Source organism: Pseudomonas sp. R1-15 (assembly GCF_051132085.1).
Lineage (GTDB): Bacteria > Pseudomonadota > Gammaproteobacteria > Pseudomonadales > Pseudomonadaceae > Aquipseudomonas.
The window spans coordinates 530,007-548,338 of sequence record NZ_CP071660.1; the positions used below are offsets into that span (position 1 = coordinate 530,007).

13 protein-coding genes are annotated in these 18,332 nt (G+C 62.2%); 12 read left to right on the forward strand and 1 reads right to left on the reverse strand.

All coding sequences use genetic code 11. The features are described from left to right. Positions 1-370: 370 nt before the first annotated feature. The 11 genes from glnE to J3P97_RS02320 all read left to right on the forward strand — a co-directional run bounded on the left by glnE (position 371) and on the right by J3P97_RS02320 (position 16,399). Positions 371-3,310 (forward strand): bifunctional [glutamate--ammonia ligase]-adenylyl-L-tyrosine phosphorylase/[glutamate--ammonia-ligase] adenylyltransferase, encoded by a 2,940-nt coding sequence (gene glnE / locus J3P97_RS02270; RefSeq protein ID WP_434673387.1) that lies wholly within the window; start codon positions 371-373, stop codon positions 3,308-3,310. A gap of 1,059 nt (positions 3,311-4,369) precedes the next feature. Further along, entirely contained in the window at positions 4,370-5,404 is a 1,035-nt protein-coding gene (gene waaF, locus J3P97_RS02275) for a lipopolysaccharide heptosyltransferase II (RefSeq protein ID WP_434673388.1), read from the forward strand. A gap of 1 nt (position 5,405) precedes the next feature. Beyond that, positions 5,406-6,464: a lipopolysaccharide heptosyltransferase I gene (waaC, locus tag J3P97_RS02280; protein WP_434602619.1), complete on the forward strand. Its 1,059-nt coding sequence runs from the start codon at positions 5,406-5,408 to the stop codon at positions 6,462-6,464. Continuing rightward, entirely contained in the window at positions 6,464-7,585 is a 1,122-nt protein-coding gene (locus J3P97_RS02285) for a glycosyltransferase family 4 protein (RefSeq protein ID WP_434602620.1), read from the forward strand. Before waaC ends, J3P97_RS02285 begins: the two co-directional genes overlap by 1 nt. Then, positions 7,585-8,391, forward strand: a complete 807-nt coding sequence (rfaP, locus tag J3P97_RS02290) for a lipopolysaccharide core heptose(I) kinase RfaP (protein ID WP_434570059.1) — start codon at positions 7,585-7,587, stop codon at positions 8,389-8,391. Before J3P97_RS02285 ends, rfaP begins: the two co-directional genes overlap by 1 nt. Then, positions 8,391-9,125 carry a lipopolysaccharide kinase InaA family protein gene (locus tag J3P97_RS02295; protein ID WP_434673389.1) on the forward strand — a complete coding sequence of 245 codons (735 nt, stop codon included), beginning with the start codon at positions 8,391-8,393 and terminating at the stop codon, positions 9,123-9,125. The genes rfaP and J3P97_RS02295 overlap by 1 nt, the downstream gene beginning before the upstream one ends. Next, the gene (locus J3P97_RS02300; protein WP_434570055.1) at positions 9,122-9,874 is read left to right on the forward strand and encodes a lipopolysaccharide kinase InaA family protein; all 753 of its coding nucleotides are present in this window, start codon (positions 9,122-9,124) and stop codon (positions 9,872-9,874) included. Before J3P97_RS02295 ends, J3P97_RS02300 begins: the two co-directional genes overlap by 4 nt. Then, positions 9,874-11,334, forward strand: a complete 1,461-nt coding sequence (locus J3P97_RS02305; RefSeq protein ID WP_434673390.1) for a lipopolysaccharide kinase InaA family protein — start codon at positions 9,874-9,876, stop codon at positions 11,332-11,334. Before J3P97_RS02300 ends, J3P97_RS02305 begins: the two co-directional genes overlap by 1 nt. A 1,135-nt stretch (positions 11,335-12,469) precedes the next feature. After that, a complete protein-coding gene (locus tag J3P97_RS02310; protein ID WP_305497269.1) occupies positions 12,470-14,218 on the forward strand; it encodes a carbamoyltransferase family protein in 1,749 nt (582 codons plus the stop codon). Continuing rightward, on the forward strand, positions 14,211-15,116 hold the full coding sequence (locus J3P97_RS02315; RefSeq protein WP_434673391.1) for a glycosyltransferase family 2 protein: 906 nt from the start codon (positions 14,211-14,213) through the stop codon (positions 15,114-15,116). Before J3P97_RS02310 ends, J3P97_RS02315 begins: the two co-directional genes overlap by 8 nt. Before the next feature lie 23 nt (positions 15,117-15,139). Next, positions 15,140-16,399, forward strand: coding sequence for a capsule biosynthesis protein (locus J3P97_RS02320; protein ID WP_434673392.1), 1,260 nt, complete (start codon positions 15,140-15,142; stop codon positions 16,397-16,399). Between the two features lie 16 nt (positions 16,400-16,415). Here the strand turns inward: J3P97_RS02320 and J3P97_RS02325 are convergent, their stop codons facing one another. Next, a complete protein-coding gene (locus J3P97_RS02325) occupies positions 16,416-17,048 on the reverse strand; it encodes a toluene tolerance protein (RefSeq protein ID WP_434602628.1) in 633 nt (210 codons plus the stop codon). A 154-nt stretch (positions 17,049-17,202) separates the two neighbouring features. Between J3P97_RS02325 and J3P97_RS02330 the strand changes: the two genes are divergently transcribed. Continuing rightward, complete coding sequence (locus J3P97_RS02330; RefSeq protein ID WP_434673393.1) at positions 17,203-18,324, forward strand: capsular polysaccharide export protein, LipB/KpsS family; 1,122 nt, start codon at positions 17,203-17,205, stop codon at positions 18,322-18,324. Positions 18,325-18,332: the final 8 nt, after the last annotated feature.

The following is an 18,332-nucleotide window of genomic DNA, read 5'->3' on the forward strand; positions in this document are numbered from 1 at the left end:
GGCGGAAAGGCTACCAGAATCGGTTGCCTGAGTTTGCGACTGGCCTTGTGGGCAGACGATATAAATTCTTGGATTGCCGAAGGTTGTTTCGGCGGCGTGTAGTTTTACTACAAATCGTTGGCCGTTTCAGCCTTTCGAATGTATAGACGAGTAGTAAAACTACACATGAGCGGCTTATGGCCCCTCGTTTCGTTGTGAGAATAATCGTTACTGTTGGTCTTTAGCCAACTCGAACAGGTAAAAACTTGATGCCGGCTGCCAATAAAATCAGAAAATCAGCTATTTATCATCTTTGTTCGACAGTCGATCAGGTAGTGGCTTTGCAAAAAACACTACATCCAGCCTTTCCCGCGCCGATCAAGGATAGACCATGAGCCTGCCCTCGCTTGCCGAAATTCCGGCAATTCTCCAGTCATTGGTCAGTCGCGCCGAGCAGTCGTTCCGCGCGGCGGTTGCTTCGCTGGACGACGATCACGGGCTGTCCGCCTGGACGCCGCAGCGTTGGGCCGAGTTCAACCGCGTCGCCGCTGCCAGTGACTTTGTCATCGAACAAAGTGTACGGGATCCTGCGATGCTGCTGGAACTGGTGCGCAGCGGTGAGCTGGACCGCAGCCTGGCGGCGGGTGAAATGTGCGGGCAGATCGCCGCTGCCGTACGAGCCGCCGAGACCGAGGACGAACTGGGTCGCGTGCTGCGTCGCCAGCGCACCCGTCAGCAGGTGCGGATCATCTGGCGCGACCTGACCCGCCAGGCCGATCTGGTACAGACCTGTCGTGATCTCTCGGACATGGCCGACACCTGCATCGACCAGGCGTATCAGTGGTTGTACCAGCGCCTGAGCCAGCAATTCGGCACCCCCACCGGCCGGCGCAGTGGCGAGCCGCAGCAGATGGTCATCCTGGGCATGGGCAAGCTGGGAGCGGTGGAACTGAACCTGTCGTCGGACATCGACCTGATCTTTGCCTACCCCGAAGGCGGCGAAACCGTTGGCGCGAAGCGGCCGCTGGATAACCAGGAGTTTTTCATCCGCGTCGGCCAGCGGCTGATCAAGGCCCTCGACCCGATGACCGTCGACGGCTTCGTGTTTCGCGTCGACATGCGCTTGCGCCCTTACGGCTCGGCCGGTGCGCTGGTATTGAGCTTCAATGCCCTGGAACAGTATTACCAGGATCAGGGGCGCGACTGGGAACGCTACGCCATGATCAAGGCGCGGGTGGTGGCCGGCGACCAGGTGGCCGGCGCGCAATTGCTCGACATGCTGCGCCCGTTCGTCTATCGCCGTTACCTGGATTTTTCTGCCATCGAAGCGCTGCGCACCATGAAGCAGTTGATCCAGCAGGAGGTGCGGCGCAAAGGCATGGCTGACAACATCAAGCTGGGCTCGGGCGGCATTCGCGAGGTGGAGTTCATTGCCCAGGCGTTCCAGCTGATCCACGGCGGTCGTGACCTGAGCTTGCAGCAACGGCCATTGTTGAAGGTGTTGGGAACCCTGGAAGGCCAGGGCTATCTGCCGGCCAAGGTCATTGATGAATTGCGCCAGGGGTATGAATTCCTGCGATATACCGAGCACGCGATCCAGGCCATTGCCGATCGCCAGACCCAGATGCTGCCGGATAACCCGCAAGACCAGGCGCGCATTGCGTTCATGCTGGGCTTCGTCGATTGGGCGGCGTTCCACGAGCAGTTGATGTACTGGCGCGGTCGGGTGGCGTGGCATTTTGGCCAGGTCATCGCGGACCCGGATGAGGACGAGGGCGGCGAAGGCGAAATGGTGGTTGGCGGCGAATGGTTGCCATTGTGGGAAGACAGCCAGGACGAGGAAGCGGCGTGTCGTCAGTTGGAGGAGGCCGGTTTTGCCGACGCACCCAAAGCGCTCAAGGCCCTTGCTGTCCTGCGTGCCAGCCCGCAGCTGCGCGCCATGCAGCGTCTGGGGCGCGAGCGCCTGGACGCGTTCATTCCGCGCCTGCTCGCCCAGGCGGTGGAACATGCCGACCCGGACCTGGTGCTCGAACGGGTATTGCCGCTGGTAGAGGCCGTCGCCCGCCGTTCGGCCTATCTGGTGCTGTTGACCGAGAACCCCGGCGCCCTGCGGCGTTTGTTGACGCTGTGCGCGGCGAGTCCGTGGATCGCCGAGCAGATCACCCGGTTCCCGCTGTTGCTCGATGAATTGCTCAATGAAGGCCGTTTGTTCAAGCCGCCCCTGGCGCCTGAGCTCGCGGCGGAGTTGCGCGAGCGTCTGACACGAATTCCCGAGGACGATCTTGAGCAGCAGATGGAAGCCTTGCGGCATTTCAAACTGGCGCACCGCTTGCGGGTGGCCGCCTCGGAAATCGCCGGCAGCCTGCCGCTGATGAAAGTCAGCGATTACCTGACCTGGCTGGCCGAAGCGATTCTCGAACAGGTGCTGGCCCTGGCCTGGCGCCAGACGACGGCCAAGCATGGGGTGCCACTGCGCACCGACGGCAGCCTGTGCGATCCAGGCTTCATTATTGTCGGTTATGGAAAAGTCGGGGGGCTGGAACTGGGGCATGGTTCCGACCTGGACCTGGTGTTTATCCACGACGGTGACCCGCAGGCCGAAACCGACGGTCCGAAACCCATCGATGGCGCGCAGTTTTTCACCCGGCTTGGTCAGCGGATCATTCATTTGCTGACGGCCCAGACCAACTCCGGGCAGCTTTATGAGGTGGACATGCGCCTGCGACCTTCCGGGGCCTCGGGCTTGCTGGTCAGTTCCCTGGGGGCGTTTGCCCGTTACCAGGAAAACGAAGCCTGGACCTGGGAACATCAGGCGCTGTTACGTGCCCGGGTGCTGGTGGGCAGCCAGGATGTGGGCCAGGCGTTCGAAAAAGTCCGCGTTCAGGTGCTGGGACGTTCGCGTGACTTGCCGACTTTGCGCCAGGAGGTCAGCGAGATGCGCGCCAAGATGCGCGATAATCTCGGCAGCAAGGCCACCGCCGCCGGAACCGCGCCAAATGCCTTCGAAGCCACGGCACCCTTCGATCTCAAGCAGGATGCCGGAGGTATCGTCGATATTGAATTTATGGTGCAATACGCGGCCCTGGCGTGGTCCGAGGAACATCCATCGCTGGTCCGCTATACCGACAACATCCGCATCCTGGACGGGTTGCAGGAGGTCGGGTTGCTGCCCGCCGAGGACGCCACGCTGTTGCGCGAAGCCTACAAGGCCTACCGCTCCGCCGCCCACCGCCAGGCTCTGCAGAAAGACGCCGGGGTGATCGCAGGCGATCAGTTCGTCGAGGAGCGTCGACAAGTGATGCGGATCTGGCGGGAGTTGGGGCTGAGCTGAAGGTATATGAGCTGAAGATGGTGCTGCGCAGTAATTGAAACTTGTGCAGGACCCTGTGGGAGCGAGCCTGCTCGCGAAGGCGGAGTGCCAGGCGCCATGGATATTGGATGTGCCGGCCTCTTCGCGAGCAGGCTCGCTCCCACACTGGATTTGTGGTGCTGCTCAGTAATTGAAACTTGTGCAGGACCCTGTGGGAGCGAGCCTGCTCGCGAAGGCGGAGTGCCAGGCGACATTGATATTGATGTGCCGGCCTCTTCGCGAGCAGGCTCGCTCCCACATTGGATTTGTGGTGCTGCGCAGTAATTGAAACTTGTGCAGGACCCTGTGGGAGCGAGCCTGCTCGCGAAGGCGGAGTGCCAGGCGCCATGGATATTGGATGTGCCGGCCGCTTCGCGAGCAGGCTCGCTCCCACACTGGATTTGTGGTGCTGCGCAGTAATTGAAACTTGTGCAGGACCCTGTGGGAGCGAGCTTGCTCGCGATGGCGGAGTGTCAGGCGACATTGATATTGGATGTGCCGGCCTCTTCGCGAGCAGGCTCGCTCCCACATTGGATTTGTGGTGCTGCGCAGTAATTGAAACTTGTGCAGGACCCTGTGGGAGCGAGCCTGCTCGCGAAGGCGGAGTGTCAGGCGCCATGGATGTTGGAAGTGCCGGCCTCTTCGCGAGCAGGCTCGCTCCCACACTGGATTTGTGGTGCTGCGCAGTAATTGAAACGTGTGCAGGACCCTGTGGGAGCGAGCCTGCTCGCGAAGGCGGAGTGCCAGGCGACATTGATATTGATGTGCCGGCCTCTTCGCGAGCAGGCTCGCTCCCACACTGGATTTGTGGTGCTGCGCAGTAATTGAAACTTGTGCAGGACCCTGTGGGAGCGAGCCTGCTCGCGAAGGCGGAGTATCAGGAGCCATGGATATTGGATGTGCCGGCCTCTTCGCGAGCAGGCTCGCTCCCACAACAGATCGGTGGTGTGTTGTAGATTAGGGCAACAGGCAGCGACCTAAGCCACAGTGATTCTCGAGGCGGGGAGGCGTAGGCCTCCCCGTAGCGTTTTTGGAAAGCTCATGAATATTCTGATCGTTGGACCCAGTTGGGTCGGTGACATGGTGATGGCGCAGACACTGTTCCAGTGCCTCAAGCAGCGTCATCCGCAATGCGAAATCGATGTCCTGGCCCCCGAGTGGAGCCGGCCGATTCTTGAGCGCATGCCGCAAGTGCGCAAGGCCTTGAGCTTCCCGCTCGGTCATGGCGTGCTTGAGCTGGCTACCCGCCGGCGCATCGGCAAATCCCTGGCCGGTCAGTACGACCAGGCGATCCTGCTGCCCAATTCGCTGAAATCGGCGTTGGTGCCGTTTTTCGCCAGCATCCCCAAGCGCACTGGCTGGCGTGGCGAATTTCGCTATGGCTTGCTCAACGATGTGCGCACGCTGGATAAAGATCGTTATCCGCTGATGATCGAGCGCTTCATGGCCCTGGCCTACGAGCCGGGCGCCGAGTTGCCCAAGCCTTATCCGCGACCGAGCCTGCAGATCGACCCGGTCACGCGCGAAACGGCCCTGGCCAAGTTCGGCCTGACCCTGGACCGGCCGGTATTGGCGCTGTGCCCGGGTGCCGAATTTGGTGAGTCCAAGCGCTGGCCGGCCGAGCATTACGCCCAGGTGGCCGAGGCGAAGATTCGCGAAGGCTGGCAAGTCTGGCTGTTCGGTTCGAAAAACGATCACTCCGTGGGCGAGGACATCCGCTCGCGGCTGATCCCCGGCCTGCGGGAGGAATCGACCAATCTGAGCGGCGACACGTCCCTGGCCGAGGCCATTGATCTGTTGTCCTGCGCTGATTCCGTGGTGTCCAACGACTCCGGCCTGATGCACGTCGCGGCGGCGTTGAACCGCCCTCTGGTGGCGGTCTACGGTTCCACCTCGCCGGGCTTCACGCCGCCGTTGGCCGACAAAGTCGAAGTCGTGCGCCTGGGCATCGAATGCAGCCCGTGCTTCGATCGCACCTGCCGCTTCGGCCACTACAATTGCCTGCGCCAGCTCATGCCGCCGTCGGTGAACGAGGCCCTGGAGCGATTGCAGGGCTCACCCGTGGAGGTCCGGTAACTTGCGGGTATTGCTGATCAAGACCTCCTCCCTGGGGGATGTGGTCCACACCCTGCCGGCGCTGACCGATGCGGCGCGGGCGATTCCCGGCATCCGCTTCGACTGGGTGGTGGAAGAGGGGTTCGCCGAAATCCCTACCTGGCACCCCGCGGTGGGCAAAGTCATCCCGGTGGCGATCCGGCGCTGGCGCAAGAATATCTGGCAAACCATCAAGAGCGGCGAGTGGCGGCGATTCAAGCAGAGCATGCGGGCCGAGAAGTATGACTTGGTGATTGATGCCCAAGGCTTGCTGAAAAGCGCTTGGCTGACTCGCTACGTCAAGGCCCCGGTGGCTGGCCTGGATAAGGATTCGGCGCGCGAACCCCTGGCGGCGCGGTTTTACTCCCGGCGCCTGGCGGTGGCCCGTGGTCAGCATGCGGTCGAGCGCGTGCGCCAGCTGTTTGCCGTGGCGCTGGGCTACGACTTGCCGCAGACCCAGGGCAACTATGGCCTCGACATCGACCGCCTGGTGGAACTGCCGCGCCCCTATCCCTATGTGGTTTTCCTGCATGGCACGACCTGGGACTCCAAGCACTGGCCCGAGCTTTACTGGCGCCAGCTCACCGAGCGCATGGGCCAGTACGGCGTGGTGGTGAAACTGCCGTGGGGCAACCCTGCCGAAAAGGCCCGCGCCGAGCGCATCGCCAGCGGGCTGCGCAACGCGCTGGTACTGCCGAAACTGAACCTCGGCGGCATGGGCAAGGTGCTCGCCGGTGCCCAGGCCTGCGTGGCCGTGGACACTGGCCTCGGACACCTGGCCGCGGCCCTGGACGTGCCAACCGTTTCGCTGCTCGGCCCGACCAACCCGGTACTGACCGGTGCCTACGGCAAAGGGCAGATTCACCTCGCCAGTGATTTCCCCTGCGCGCCCTGCATGCAGAAACAGTGTACTTATCCACCGACCGCCGAAGATGCCCGTCGGTTTGACCTTAAACGCGAGCAGCCCCTGTGCTTCACGCGTGTAAACCCCGAGCGTGTTGCCAGCCACCTGAGCACGTTATTGGCTGAGGAGCCGCGCTGATGCAATTGGCTTTTGTCCTTTACAAATACTTTCCTTTCGGTGGCCTGCAGCGTGACTTCATGCGCATCGCCCTGGAATGCCAGCGCCGCGGCCACCAGATCCGCGTCTACACGCTGATCTGGGAGGGCGACGTGCCGCCCGGCTTCGAGGTCCTGGTGGCGCCGGTCAAGGCGCTGTTCAATCACCGTCGCAACGAGAAACTCAGCGCCTGGATGGAGGCCGACCTGGCCCAGCGCCCGGTGGATCGTCTGATCGGTTTCAACAAGATGCCAGGCCTGGACGTGTATTACGCCGCCGACGGCTGCTTCGAAGACAAAGCACAGAATCTGCGCAATTCGCTGTACCGGCGCTGGGGCCGCTACCGGCATTTCGCCGAATACGAACGGGCGGTGTTCGCCAAGGATGCCAAGACCGAAGTCCTGATGATTTCCGAAGTCCAGCAGCCGCTGTTCATCAAGCACTACGACACGCCGCTGGAACGCTTCCATCTGCTGCCGCCCGGCATCGCCCAGGACCGTCGCCGGCCCGCTGATGCCGACGAGATCCGCGCCGCGTTCCGGGCCGAATTCCAGTTGGCCGACGATGACCTGCTACTGGTGCAGATCGGCTCCGGCTTCAAGACCAAGGGTGTGGATCGCAGCCTCAAGGCCCTGGCCGCGCTGCCGGCCAAATTGAGAAAACGCACCCGGCTGTTTGTAATCGGCCAGGACGACCCCAAGGTATTCCAATTGCAGAGTGCCGCGCTGGGTCTGGGCGACAATGTGCGGTTCCTCAAGGGCCGCAGCGATATCCCGCGTTTCCTGCTGGGCGCCGACCTGTTGATCCACCCGGCCTACAACGAAAACACCGGCACGGTACTGCTCGAAGCGCTGGTGGCCGGGTTGCCGGTGTTGGTCAGCGCGGTGTGCGGGTACGCCCATTACATCGCCGAGGCCGATAGCGGCCTGGTACTGGATGAGCCGTTCGAGCAGACGCAACTGACCGAATACCTGGGGCGGATGCTCGGTGATTCCGAGGCAAGGGCGGCCTGGAGCCGCAACGGTCTGGCCTTCGCCGAGACGGCCGACCTCTACAGCATGCCGCAGCACGCGGCCGATGTGATATTGGCGGAGCACGCTTGATGAAATTGATGCTGGCCGAACCGTTCAAGAGCCTTTGGGCCGGACGCGATGCGTTCACCGAGGTCGAGGCGCTCAAGGGCGAGGTCTACCGTGAACTCGAAGCCCGGCGCACCTTGCGTACCGAGGTGGACGGTCGCGGCTTTTTCGTGAAGATCCACCGTGGCATCGGTTGGGGCGAGATTTTCAAGAACCTGCTGACCGCCAAGCTGCCGGTACTTGGCGCGGGACAGGAATGGAAAGCCATCCAGCGTCTGCAGGAAGTCGGCGTGCCGACCATGACGGCCGTCGCGTATGGCGAGAAGGGCAGCAACCCGGCCGACCAGCATTCGTTCATCGTCACCGAAGAACTGGCGCCCACCATCAGCCTTGAAGATTACAGCATCGACTGGGTCAGGCAGCCGCCGCAGCCCAGGCTCAAGCGGGCACTGATCGCTGAAGTGGCGCGCATGACCGGCATGATGCACCGCGCCGGGGTCAACCACCGCGACTGCTACATCTGCCATTTCCTGCTGCATACCGACACACCGGTGACGGCCGACGGTTTCAAGCTCTCGGTGATCGACCTGCACCGCGCCCAGACCCGCCCGGCCATCACCACGCGCTGGCGCAACAAAGACCTGGCCGCGCTGTATTTTTCGGCGCTGGACATCGGCCTGACGCGCCGCGACAAGCTGCGTTTCCTCAAAGGATATTTCCAGCAGCCGTTGCGCCAGGTACTGGCTGAAGAAGCGTCGCTGCTGGCCTGGCTCGAAGGCAAGGCCAGCAAGCTGTATGCGCGCAAGCAGCGGTATGGGGACGCGCTCTGATGTCAGGCTGGACACTGGAACCGGCCTACGCCGAACTGGCGGCGGATTTCGGTAGCCTGGACGCGGTGTTCGCCCTTCAGGGCGAGCGTCTGACGCGCGACCCGCTGTCGGAGGTGATTCGTGTGCAGCGCAACGGCGTCAATTATTACGTCAAGCGCTACACCGGCGCCGGCAAGGGCTTGCGGCGTTACCTGGGCAGGCCGCGGGTCAAGTCCGAATGGCAGAACCTCAAGCGCTTCGCCAAATGGGGGATCCCGACCGCGCAAATCATTGCCTGGGGACTGGAGCGCAACGGCGCGGCCTTCGCCCGTGGTGCGATGATCACCCGCGAATTGCCTCGCACCGAAGACCTCTCGGCCCTGGCCGAACGTCGCGACCCCAGGCTGGCGGATCGCGCCTGGGTCGACGGTGTGAGCCGGCAGTTGGCGTGTTACACACGGACCATGCATGAGCAGCGCTTTACCCATAACGATTTGAAGTGGCGCAACCTGCTGATCGACGATCAGTCGCGGTTGTTCCTGATCGATTGTCCGAACGGTGATTTCTGGCGCGGCTTCTGGCTCAAGTACCGGATCATCAAGGACCTGGCGTGCCTGGACAAGGTCGCCAAATATCACCTGTCGGCCACCCAGCGCCTACGTTTTTATCTGCAATACCGGCAGCGCGACCGGCTGGATGCCCTGGATAAAAAGCGTATCCGGCACGTGGTGAAATTTTTCGAGGGGCGTGAATGACTGATTTTCTGGCCGATGAAGACCGCGCGTTGCTGCAACGCCATGGCCTGGACAGCTTCGAGGCCTTGTGGGCACGGCAACTGGAAGCGGTGGACGAACCCAACACCTCGGGGGAAGGCTGGAGCAGCGTGTTCCGCCTGGAACTGGAAGGGCAGGGGTACTACCTCAAGCGTCAGAGCAATTACCTGACCCGAACCTTGTCGCATCCGTTTGGCGAGCCGAGTTTTTCCCGGGAGTTTCGTAATATCAGCCGTTATCGGCAACTGCGCATCCCCGCGCTGCAGGCCGTGTTCTACGGCCAGCGCAAGGTGAACGGCGAGGCCCGTGCGGTTCTGCTGACGCGTGCGCTGGACGGCTGGGATGACCTCGATTCGTTGCTGCAGCGCTGGTCGACGCTGAGTGGCGCGCAGCGCAAGGGCATCCTGCAGGCCTGCGGGCACCTGGCGCGGCGCCTGCACGATGCCCATCAGATGCATGGTTGTTTTTATCCCAAGCACATTTTCCTGCAAGCCGGCGACAGCGGCTACCAGGCGCAGTTGATCGACTTGGAGAAGACCCGGCCGCTGCTGTTCGGCCAACGTGACCGGATCAAGGACCTGGAGCCGCTGTTGCGCCGGGCAGGCGCCTGGAAGGGTGACGACGTGCGCCAGTTGCTGGCTACTTATCTGGAGCAGCCGCTGGACAGCGCTCTGGTCGACAGCTGGATGACACGCGTGGCCGCCCGCCGTACCGACAAGGAGGCGCGTTGATGCTTTTGTCCGAACTGAAAAACGCCGGCCGTAGCCCTGGCCTGCCCTTGAGCCTGGAGCTGGCGGACGCCGCCGGACCGGCGCAATTGCAATTGCTGACGCTTCTGCGCGTATTGCCGGGGCAGCGTTACGTGGGCGCGGGTGTCTGGCGCGGTCGCCCGGTACTGGCGAAATTGTTGGTTGGGGCCAAGGCGGCTCGTCACTTCCAGCGTGAGCTGCAAGGCGTGCGTCTGCTGGCGGAGCAGGGCCTGACCACACCGCTGTTGCTGGTGGACGGTTTGAAGGACGGCGAGGGTGGCTGGCTGCTGTTCGAATTGCTCGAAGGGGCCCAAAGCCTGGGCGACGCCTGGAGGCAAGTCGAGCAATTGCCGCCGTTGGCCGATGAGCAGGCCGCAGTGCTGGCGGAGGCCCTGGGTGCCATTGCACAACTGCACGCCAAGGGCCTGTGGCAAGAGGATCTGCACCTGGACAACCTGCTGCGCCACGATGGGGAACTCTACCTGATCGATGGCGCCGGTATTCGGGTCGAAACCGCAGGGCAGCCGTTGTCGCGGCAAAAAGTGCTGGAGAATCTCGGTGTGTTTTTCGCCCAGTTGCCCAAGTCCCTGGCGCCGTTCACCGAAGAGTTGCTGGTGCATTATCTGCTTGGCAATGCCGAACATGCGTTGCCGATGGAGGCGTTGCAAAAACAGATCGACAAGGTGCATTCCTGGCGCCTGAAGGATTTCCTCGAAAAGGTCGGGCGAGAATGCAGCCTGTTCAGCGTCAAGCGTGGGGCCTTCGGCCTGCGGGCTATCCGCCGTGATGAAGAGGCCGCGATAGCGCCCGTGCTTGAGCAGGCCGATGCCCTGCTTGACCAGGGACATCTGTTCAAGACCGGCGGCGCGGCGAGTGTCGGCAGGGTGGTGGCGGACGGCCGTACGCTGATCATCAAGCGCTACAACATCAAGGGCTTCGCCCATTGGCTCAAGCGCTTCTGGCGTCCGAGCCGTGCCTGGCATGCCTGGCGCGAAGGTCATCGCCTGGCCTTTCTCGGCATTGCCACGCCCAAGCCGCTGGCGCTGCTGGAAAAGCGTTTCCTGTGGCTGCGCCGTGGTGCGTATCTGGTCACCGAGTACTTGCCGGGCCCGGACATCATCGAACGCTTCGCCCCATACGTGGAGACCGGTGAGGCGCCCGAAACAGAATTGCTGGCGCTGGATCGCTTGTTCGCCGACCTCATCCGCGAACGGATCAGCCATGGCGACTTCAAGGGCCACAACCTGTTCTGGCAACAGGACCGCTGGGCGTTGATCGACCTCGACTCCATGTGCCAACACCGCACCCAGGCCAGCTTCGCCCAGGCCTACGCCCGGGATCGCGCGCGGTTCATGCGCAACTGGCCGCAGGATAGCGCGTTGTATCGGGTGATTGATGAGCGCTTGCCAAAGGATGTCGAAAACACCCTCTCGGCCTTGTGACCGATCACCGTGGCGAGGGAGCTTGCTCCCGCTGGGCTGCGCAGCGGCCCCAAACCCATTCAATGCGGTGTGCCAGAAAAACACAGTTGCCAAGTTTACGACTGCTGCGCAGCCGAGCGGGAGCAAGCTCCCTCGCCACGGATCGGGTAAATTTTGGGTTAGGTGTAGATTCGTTGCCGCCTTCGCGAGCAGGCTCGCTCCCACACTGCCCTGAGCCCCAATGTTTCCTGGCCACAGGGGGATTGCCAGGCCATCACTCACCGTGGCGAGGGAGCTTGCTCCCGCTGGGCTGCGCAGCAGCCCCAAACCCATTCAATGCGGTGTGCCAGGAAAACACAGTTGCCAAGTTTACGACTGCTGCGCAGCCGAGCGGGAGCAAGCTCCCTCGCCACGGATCGGGTAAATCCTGGGGTTAGGTGTAGATTCGTTGCCGCCTTCGCGAGCAGGCTCGCTCCCACACTGCCCTGAGCCCCAATGTTTCCTGGCTACAGGGGGATTGCCAGGCCATCACTCACCTTGGCGAGGGAGCTTGCTCCCGCTGGGCTGCGCAGCGGCCCCAAAGCAATTCAGTGCGGTGTGCCAGGAAAAAACAGTTGCCGGGTTTACGACTGCTGCGCAGCCGAGCGGGAGCAAGCTCCCTCGCCACGGATCGGGTAAATCCTGGGGTTAGGTGTAGATTCGTTGCCGCCTTCGCGAGCAGGCTCGCTCCCACACTGCCCTGAGCCCCAATATTTCCTGGCTACAGGGGGATTGCCAGGCCATCACTCACCGTGGCGAGGGAGCTTGCTCCCGCTGGGCTGCGCAGCAGCCCCAAAACCATTCAATGCGGTGTGCCAGGAAAACACAGTTGCCAAGTTTACGACTGCTGCGCAGCCGAGCGGGAGCAAGCTCCCTCGCCACGGATCGGGTAAATCCTGGGGTTAGGTGTAGATTCGTTGCCGCCTTCGCGAGCAGGCTCGCTCCCACGGGTGTTCAGGTCCTTCAGGTAAGCTTCGTCACTTGCTCGCCGCTAGAGGTTTGCCGGCGCTTTTAAGCTATAATCCCGCCCTTTAGCTGCCCAGCGCCCTTGGCGCGCGGCGCATCAATTCTTCGCGGCGCTTGTCGCCCGTATGCAGACATAAGAGGCTAGACCCCTGTGGCATTGACGATTCTTGGCCTGTCCGGCGCCCTTAGCCATGATCCTTCCGCAGCGCTGTACATTGACGGCAAGCTGATCGCGGCGGCCGAGGAAGAGCGCTTCGTACGCGATAAACATGCAAAGAACCGCATGCCCTACGAGTCGGCAAAGTTCTGCCTGGAGCAGGCCGGCATCAAGCCGTCCGATGTAGATGTGGTGGCGATCCCGTTCGCCCCGATCAGCCTGTTCGGCGAAGCGCGCTGGCACTACGCCAAGCGATACTGGTACGCCCCGGATCGCGCCCTTGATGCGATCTTGATGGGCAACCGTCGCTACAAGCGTTATCGCCGCAAGATCGTCTGGTGCCTGGAGCAACTGGGCTTCGATCCGAAAAAAATCAAGATCGAACCGGTCGAACACCACTTGGCTCATGCCTCCAGCGCCTACCACTGCTCGGGTTTCCAGGAAAAAACCGCGATCCTGGGTATCGATGGCAAGGGTGAATACGCCACGACGTTCTTTGGCTACGGCGAAAACGGCAAGATCCACAAGATCAAGGAATTCTACGATCCGGACTCCCTGGGTGGTCTGTATGGCGCGATCACCGAGTTCCTGGGCTTTGAAATGCTCGACGGCGAATTCAAGGTCATGGGCATGGCGCCGTATGGCGATGCCAGCAAGTACGATTTCTCGCGCCTGGCCTCGTTCGAAAACGGCGAACTGGTGATCAACACCGACTACGCCAACGTGATCGGCCTGCGTCGCTATAAAGAGAAAGGCAAGGGCTTCTACTTCTCGCCGAAGCTGATCGAATGGCTCGGCCCGAAGCGTGAAGGCGACATCGCCGACGAGCCGTACATCCACTACGCCGCCAGCATGCAGGCGCTGTTCGAGAAGCTCGCGCTGCAGATGATCGACCACTACCTGGGCGACGTGCTCAAGGAAACCGGCAAGCTGGCCTTCGCCGGTGGCTGCGCACTGAACGTCAAGCTCAACCAGAAAATCATCGCCCGTGACGACGTCAAGGAACTGTTCGTGCAGCCGGCCTCCGGGGACGCCGGCACCGCGGTAGGCGCGGCGGCTTATGTGTCCCATGCCCGTGGCGTGCCGGTGGAGAAGATGGAACACGTCTACCTCGGCCCGGCCTACAGCAACGAAGACGTGATCGCCGCGTGCGCCCGCCATCCGAGCAAGCCGGTATGGCGCAAGATCGACAACACCCCCGAGCGCATCGCCAGGATCATGGTCGACGGCAACCCGGTGGCCTGGTTCCAGGGGCGCATGGAGTTCGGCCCGCGCGCCTTGGGCGGTCGTTCGATCATCGGTTGCCCGAGCGCCAGTGGCGTGGCCGATCGCATCAACGAGCAGATCAAGTTCCGCGAGCGCTGGAGGCCTTTCTGCCCGTCGATGCTCGACACTGTTGCCCCACAGATGATCAAGGTCGATCACCCGGCGCCATTCATGACCTTTACCTTCGAAGTGGCCGAGGAATGGAAGACCCGCGTGCCGGAAGTGGTCCATGAAGACGGCACTTCCCGGGCCCAGGTGCTCAAGCGTGAATACAACCCGCGCTACTACGACATGATGAAGGCGCTGGAAGTCCTGACCGGCAATGGCGTGTCGCTGAACACTTCGCTCAATCGTCGTGGCGAGCCGATGATCTGCTCGCCGACCGACGCGCTGAACATGTTCTTCGGCTCCGACCTGCAGTACCTGATCATGGAAGACATTCTGGTCGTCAAGGACGGTGTGGACGCTTATGACTGAGGTGCTGATCAGTGTCGTCATCCCGGCCTACAACTACGCCGAGACCTTGCCGCGCGCGGTGAACTCGGTCATCGCGCAGTTGGGCGGAGCCCGGGCCGAGCTGTTGGTGATCGACGATGGTTCCACCGATGCAACGCCGCAGGTCCTGGCGCAATTGCAGGCCGAACATGCCGGGCTCTTCCGGGCCCTGCGCAAACCCAATGGTGGTTTGTCGTCGGTACGCAATCGCGGGATCGAAGAGGCTCGGGGGCAATACCTGATCTTCCTGGATGCCGATGACGAGATGGCGCCGGGTGCGCTTGCCGCCGCGACCCGGCATGTTGCCAGTCATCCTGAAACTCGCCTGATCATCGGCGGCCACTGGTCGGTGTTTCCTGACGGGCGACGCGTCCAGCATGCGGTAAAGCCGCTGCCGGCCACGCCGCGTGAGCGCGTTCGGGGCTACCTGCTGGACAAGACGGTGACCCTGTCCAACGGCGCCTGTGCCATGCACCGCGAGGTGTTCGGGCCGGGTAACTATCCCGAGCATCTGCGTAACGTCGAAGACATTCCGGTGTTTGCCCAGGTACTGGCGCGCTTTCCATGCACCGTGCTCGATCAGCCGCTGGCGCTGATCTACAAGCATGGCGACAGCATGCGGCATGACCTCAGGCAAAGCCTGGCGGCGGGCGTGGGCATGGTCGACGAGGTGTTTTCCCCGGCGCGCATGCCGCAGTCGTTGCAAGATTTGCGCAAGGCCTTCATGGCCCAGCGTTGCCTGTCGTTGTTCCGCGATTGCTACAGCGCCGGTGACTATGCCAATGCCAAGGCTTTTTATGCCCAGGCCGTGCGTACCGATGTTCGCTCGCTCACGCGCTGGTCCTATACGCGCAAGGCTATCCGGTTGTTGTTCAAGTGAACGCCGCAAGGTCTGACGACAGCATGTTCCAGGCCGACGGAAGCTGGGCTCGAAAGGCTCGTGAACTGGACCGCTACCGCTGGAAACTGCTGCGCGAGCGCCACGGTCGCCTGGGCAGCCTGTTGCGCCTGGTTCGTGACGTGGTGGTGGATGTAACGATTGGTTTGCGCGCCAAGGCGTGCTTGGAGCATTCGACCGACGCGGTACCTTGCGAAGTGCTGCTGCTGCATTCAGCGCCCAAGTCCATGGCGCTGCAGCGCAAGAACATCCTGATCGATGCCCTGCGCAAGCGCGGTCATCACCTGACGGAAGCTGCGCTGCGCGCTCCCGCCGATGCCTGTGCCCAGCGCATGCTGGCGCCGCCGCCACAGTCCGTGCCGCTGCGTTACCTGGTCTATGCCGCCCACGCCCAATGGCTGGTGATGACCTATCAGCCCAAAGTACTGATCAACGAGCGCAATGGCAGTCTCCACGCTCCGTTCCTGCGCCTGGCGCTGGCTGCGCGTGGGGCCCGCCTGCTGCACCTGGCGCATGCCACGACACTGGAGTCGTCCCGCCGGCTGGGAATGAACGACTACGATTATTACGGCGTCTTCGGCCGCAGTTCGCTGGAAGCACTGCAAGAGCGGACGCTGCGGTTCGGTGAGTCGACGGTGGTGCTGGTCGGTTCCTATCTCGCCGACGAAACCTATGACCTGCCCGTCGCTGATCCAACTATCAAAACGCTGCTGGTGCTGGGGGTAGGGCCTGATCGGGAGAAAGAAACCGGTTACCAGGACACTTACCAGTTGCTGCGCGATTGGGCCGGGCGCAACCCGGATTATCGCGTGCTGTTCAAGCGCCATCCACGCAGCAAGGCGCAGTTCTGGCGCGACGCGGCGACGCGGTTCGCCAACATCGAGTTGCTGGATGTGGAGTGCTCGCTGGCACAGGCGCTCGCCCAAGCCAGCGCGGTCATCAATATCATGTCCAACGCCGGCATCGAGGCAGGGCTGGCGGGGCGTCCGGTAATTCACGTGAATGCCGGCCGCGATGTGGATATCTTTTCCCACGCGTTGTTCTTCGGGCCGCAAGTGCGCGATGAACAGGCGTTTTCCCAGCAGTTGCACGCGCTTGAGCAGGACTATCCGCAGTGCGTGGCCAAGGCTCGGGGCTTCGCCGACTACCATCTGGTGCACGGCTCCAGAGGGTTGGCAAAAACCGTCGAGCTGGTCGATGACTTGCTGCGCGGCAGAGACCCGGCAGAAAATTTCGAAACCTACAGGCTGACTGCCGTCGGCTGACGTCGCAGCCTGCCGCTCAAATGCCGAGCGCGAGCCTCAGTTCCCGCTCGTTGCACACCTTCTGATGACTCAGATAATGCTCCAGGAACTGGTTGTCCTGGAGCAGCCATTCGCGGTCCTGTCGATAGCGCAACATGTGTTTGAAATTGCGCAGGCGCAGCCCTTTGCGCAGCGGCTTGCGATAGGCCTTCAGGTCGGCGACATCGATCAGTCCCAAGGTGTTTTCAGGCGTCAGCACCACGTTGCCCAGGTGCGCGGAGCGAAAATAGATGCCGTTCTGATGCAGGCGAGCGATGAACTCACCCAGTCGTGACCGAAGGTCGATAGAGGTGTCCGCGCCGAGCAATTGACGAAGGGTGCTGCCGGGCAGCGGGTCGTAATGCACGGCATCACGCTCGATGGCGGGAATGCGGTAGACCTGGCGAATGCGCGGGCATTCGATGCCGCGCGCCTGCAAGGTCTGGCAGTTGTCGGCAAAGCGCTTGGCATACGGTGACCAGAGCGCGGAGGTCAGCAGGCGTTTGCGGCGAAACAGCTTGAGCATCGAGCCATCGGCCAGGCGCAGCACCTTATCCCCTTGGCGATCGGCCTCAAGGACATCGGCACCTTCGCGCAGGCTGAGGTAAACAGTAGGGTCGAGCGTTTGCATCGAGGCTCCAAGGCTTGGCCCGCTGGGAGGGGCAGCCGGGTATGTTAGCGCAGTGTGCAGGCGGCAAAAACCGCTGTGGTATAGTCGCGTCAATTTTTCCCAGGGTGTTCGCCCTGTTTGCGGGCCTGCCTGGCGCCGTCTTTCTGGACATTCCATGACAAAAACGCTGTTCATTTCCCTGGCCAAGCACCAAGGCCTTTATTTCAACCGCTTGCTCAACGAAACCGAGCTGCAGGGTAAGGTCGTTTCTCCTCAACAAATGCCTTGGCCCGGGTTCCGACGGATCTCCAAGGTTGTTTCGCGCATCGATTGGCCGAGTCTGATCGAGGAAAAGTGCGCGGAACGTCGGGTCAAGAACAAGAACAATGGCGCGCTGTATCGCCTGTTGCTGCGCCTCGAACTTCTCTGGATGGCCCTGCGCGCCCAGGCCTTGCTTGACCGGGAACGCCCCGATGCGTTGGCGTTCTGGAACGGTTCCCATCGTTACTGCCGGTTGCTCACGGCGCTGGCACCGAGTGGCTGCAAGACGTTCTTTTTCGAGAACGGCCTGTTGCCCGACACCACCACAGTGGACCCGCGCGGGGTGAACTACCTGAACGCGGTTCCTCGCGATGCCGGTTTCTACCTCGACTACCCGTATCCGGTGCCGGAAAACCAGGCTGCACCGGTGCTGATTCCCCGTGCGCCACGCAGCGCCGGCCCGGCGCCGATCGAGCTGCCGGCGCAGTTCGTGTTCATTCCGTTCCAGGACGATCGTGACAGCCAGGTCCGGCTATTCTCGCCCTGGATCAGGAACATGCGCGATATGTTTGCCTTGGGCGAGCGACTCGCCGAGGAGACGGGCCTGACGGTGGTGTTCAAGGAGCACCCGTCCAGCCGCGAGACGTACCCCGAGCTGCACGAGCGGACCCATGAGCGCCTGCTCTTCGCCAACGGCAATGCCACGCAGCAGTTGATCGAGGCCAGTCAGTTCGTGATCACGATCAATTCGACCGTGGGCCTGGAGAGCTTGTTGTTGGGCAAGCCGGTGCTGACCCTGGGCCAGGCGTTTTTTAATATCGACGGGCTGGTGATGCACGCCGACGATGCCGATCAGGTCGTGTCATTGGCTCGTGCATTCCCGCAATGGCCGCTTGATGAGCGCTTGCGGCGCAACTTCTTCCATTACCTTTCCGAGTGCTATTGCATCAAGGGTGCCTGGAAGAATGCCGATCAGGCTCAGTTGCAACGGGTCGCCGACAGGCTGTTGGGTAAAGACCAATGCCCATCTGCCTGAGGCGGCTG

Bases quoted from the DNA above. Each gene is read 5' to 3' on its own strand.
- rfaP (WP_434570059.1), top strand. From the start codon at position 7,585: ATGAAATTGATGCTGGCCGAACCGTTCAAGAGCCTTTGGGCCGGACGC.
- J3P97_RS02305 (WP_434673390.1), top strand. From the start codon at position 9,874: ATGCTTTTGTCCGAACTGAAAAACGCCGGCCGTAGCCCTGGCCTGCCC.
- waaF (WP_434673388.1), top strand. From the start codon at position 4,370: ATGAATATTCTGATCGTTGGACCCAGTTGGGTCGGTGACATGGTGATG.
- J3P97_RS02320 (WP_434673392.1), top strand. From the start codon at position 15,140: ATGTTCCAGGCCGACGGAAGCTGGGCTCGAAAGGCTCGTGAACTGGAC.
- J3P97_RS02295 (WP_434673389.1), top strand. From the start codon at position 8,391: ATGTCAGGCTGGACACTGGAACCGGCCTACGCCGAACTGGCGGCGGAT.
- J3P97_RS02325 (WP_434602628.1), bottom strand. From the start codon at position 17,048: ATGCAAACGCTCGACCCTACTGTTTACCTCAGCCTGCGCGAAGGTGCC.
- J3P97_RS02330 (WP_434673393.1), top strand. From the start codon at position 17,203: ATGACAAAAACGCTGTTCATTTCCCTGGCCAAGCACCAAGGCCTTTAT.
- glnE (WP_434673387.1), top strand. From the start codon at position 371: ATGAGCCTGCCCTCGCTTGCCGAAATTCCGGCAATTCTCCAGTCATTG.
- J3P97_RS02300 (WP_434570055.1), top strand. From the start codon at position 9,122: ATGACTGATTTTCTGGCCGATGAAGACCGCGCGTTGCTGCAACGCCAT.
- J3P97_RS02315 (WP_434673391.1), top strand. From the start codon at position 14,211: ATGACTGAGGTGCTGATCAGTGTCGTCATCCCGGCCTACAACTACGCC.
- J3P97_RS02285 (WP_434602620.1), top strand. From the start codon at position 6,464: ATGCAATTGGCTTTTGTCCTTTACAAATACTTTCCTTTCGGTGGCCTG.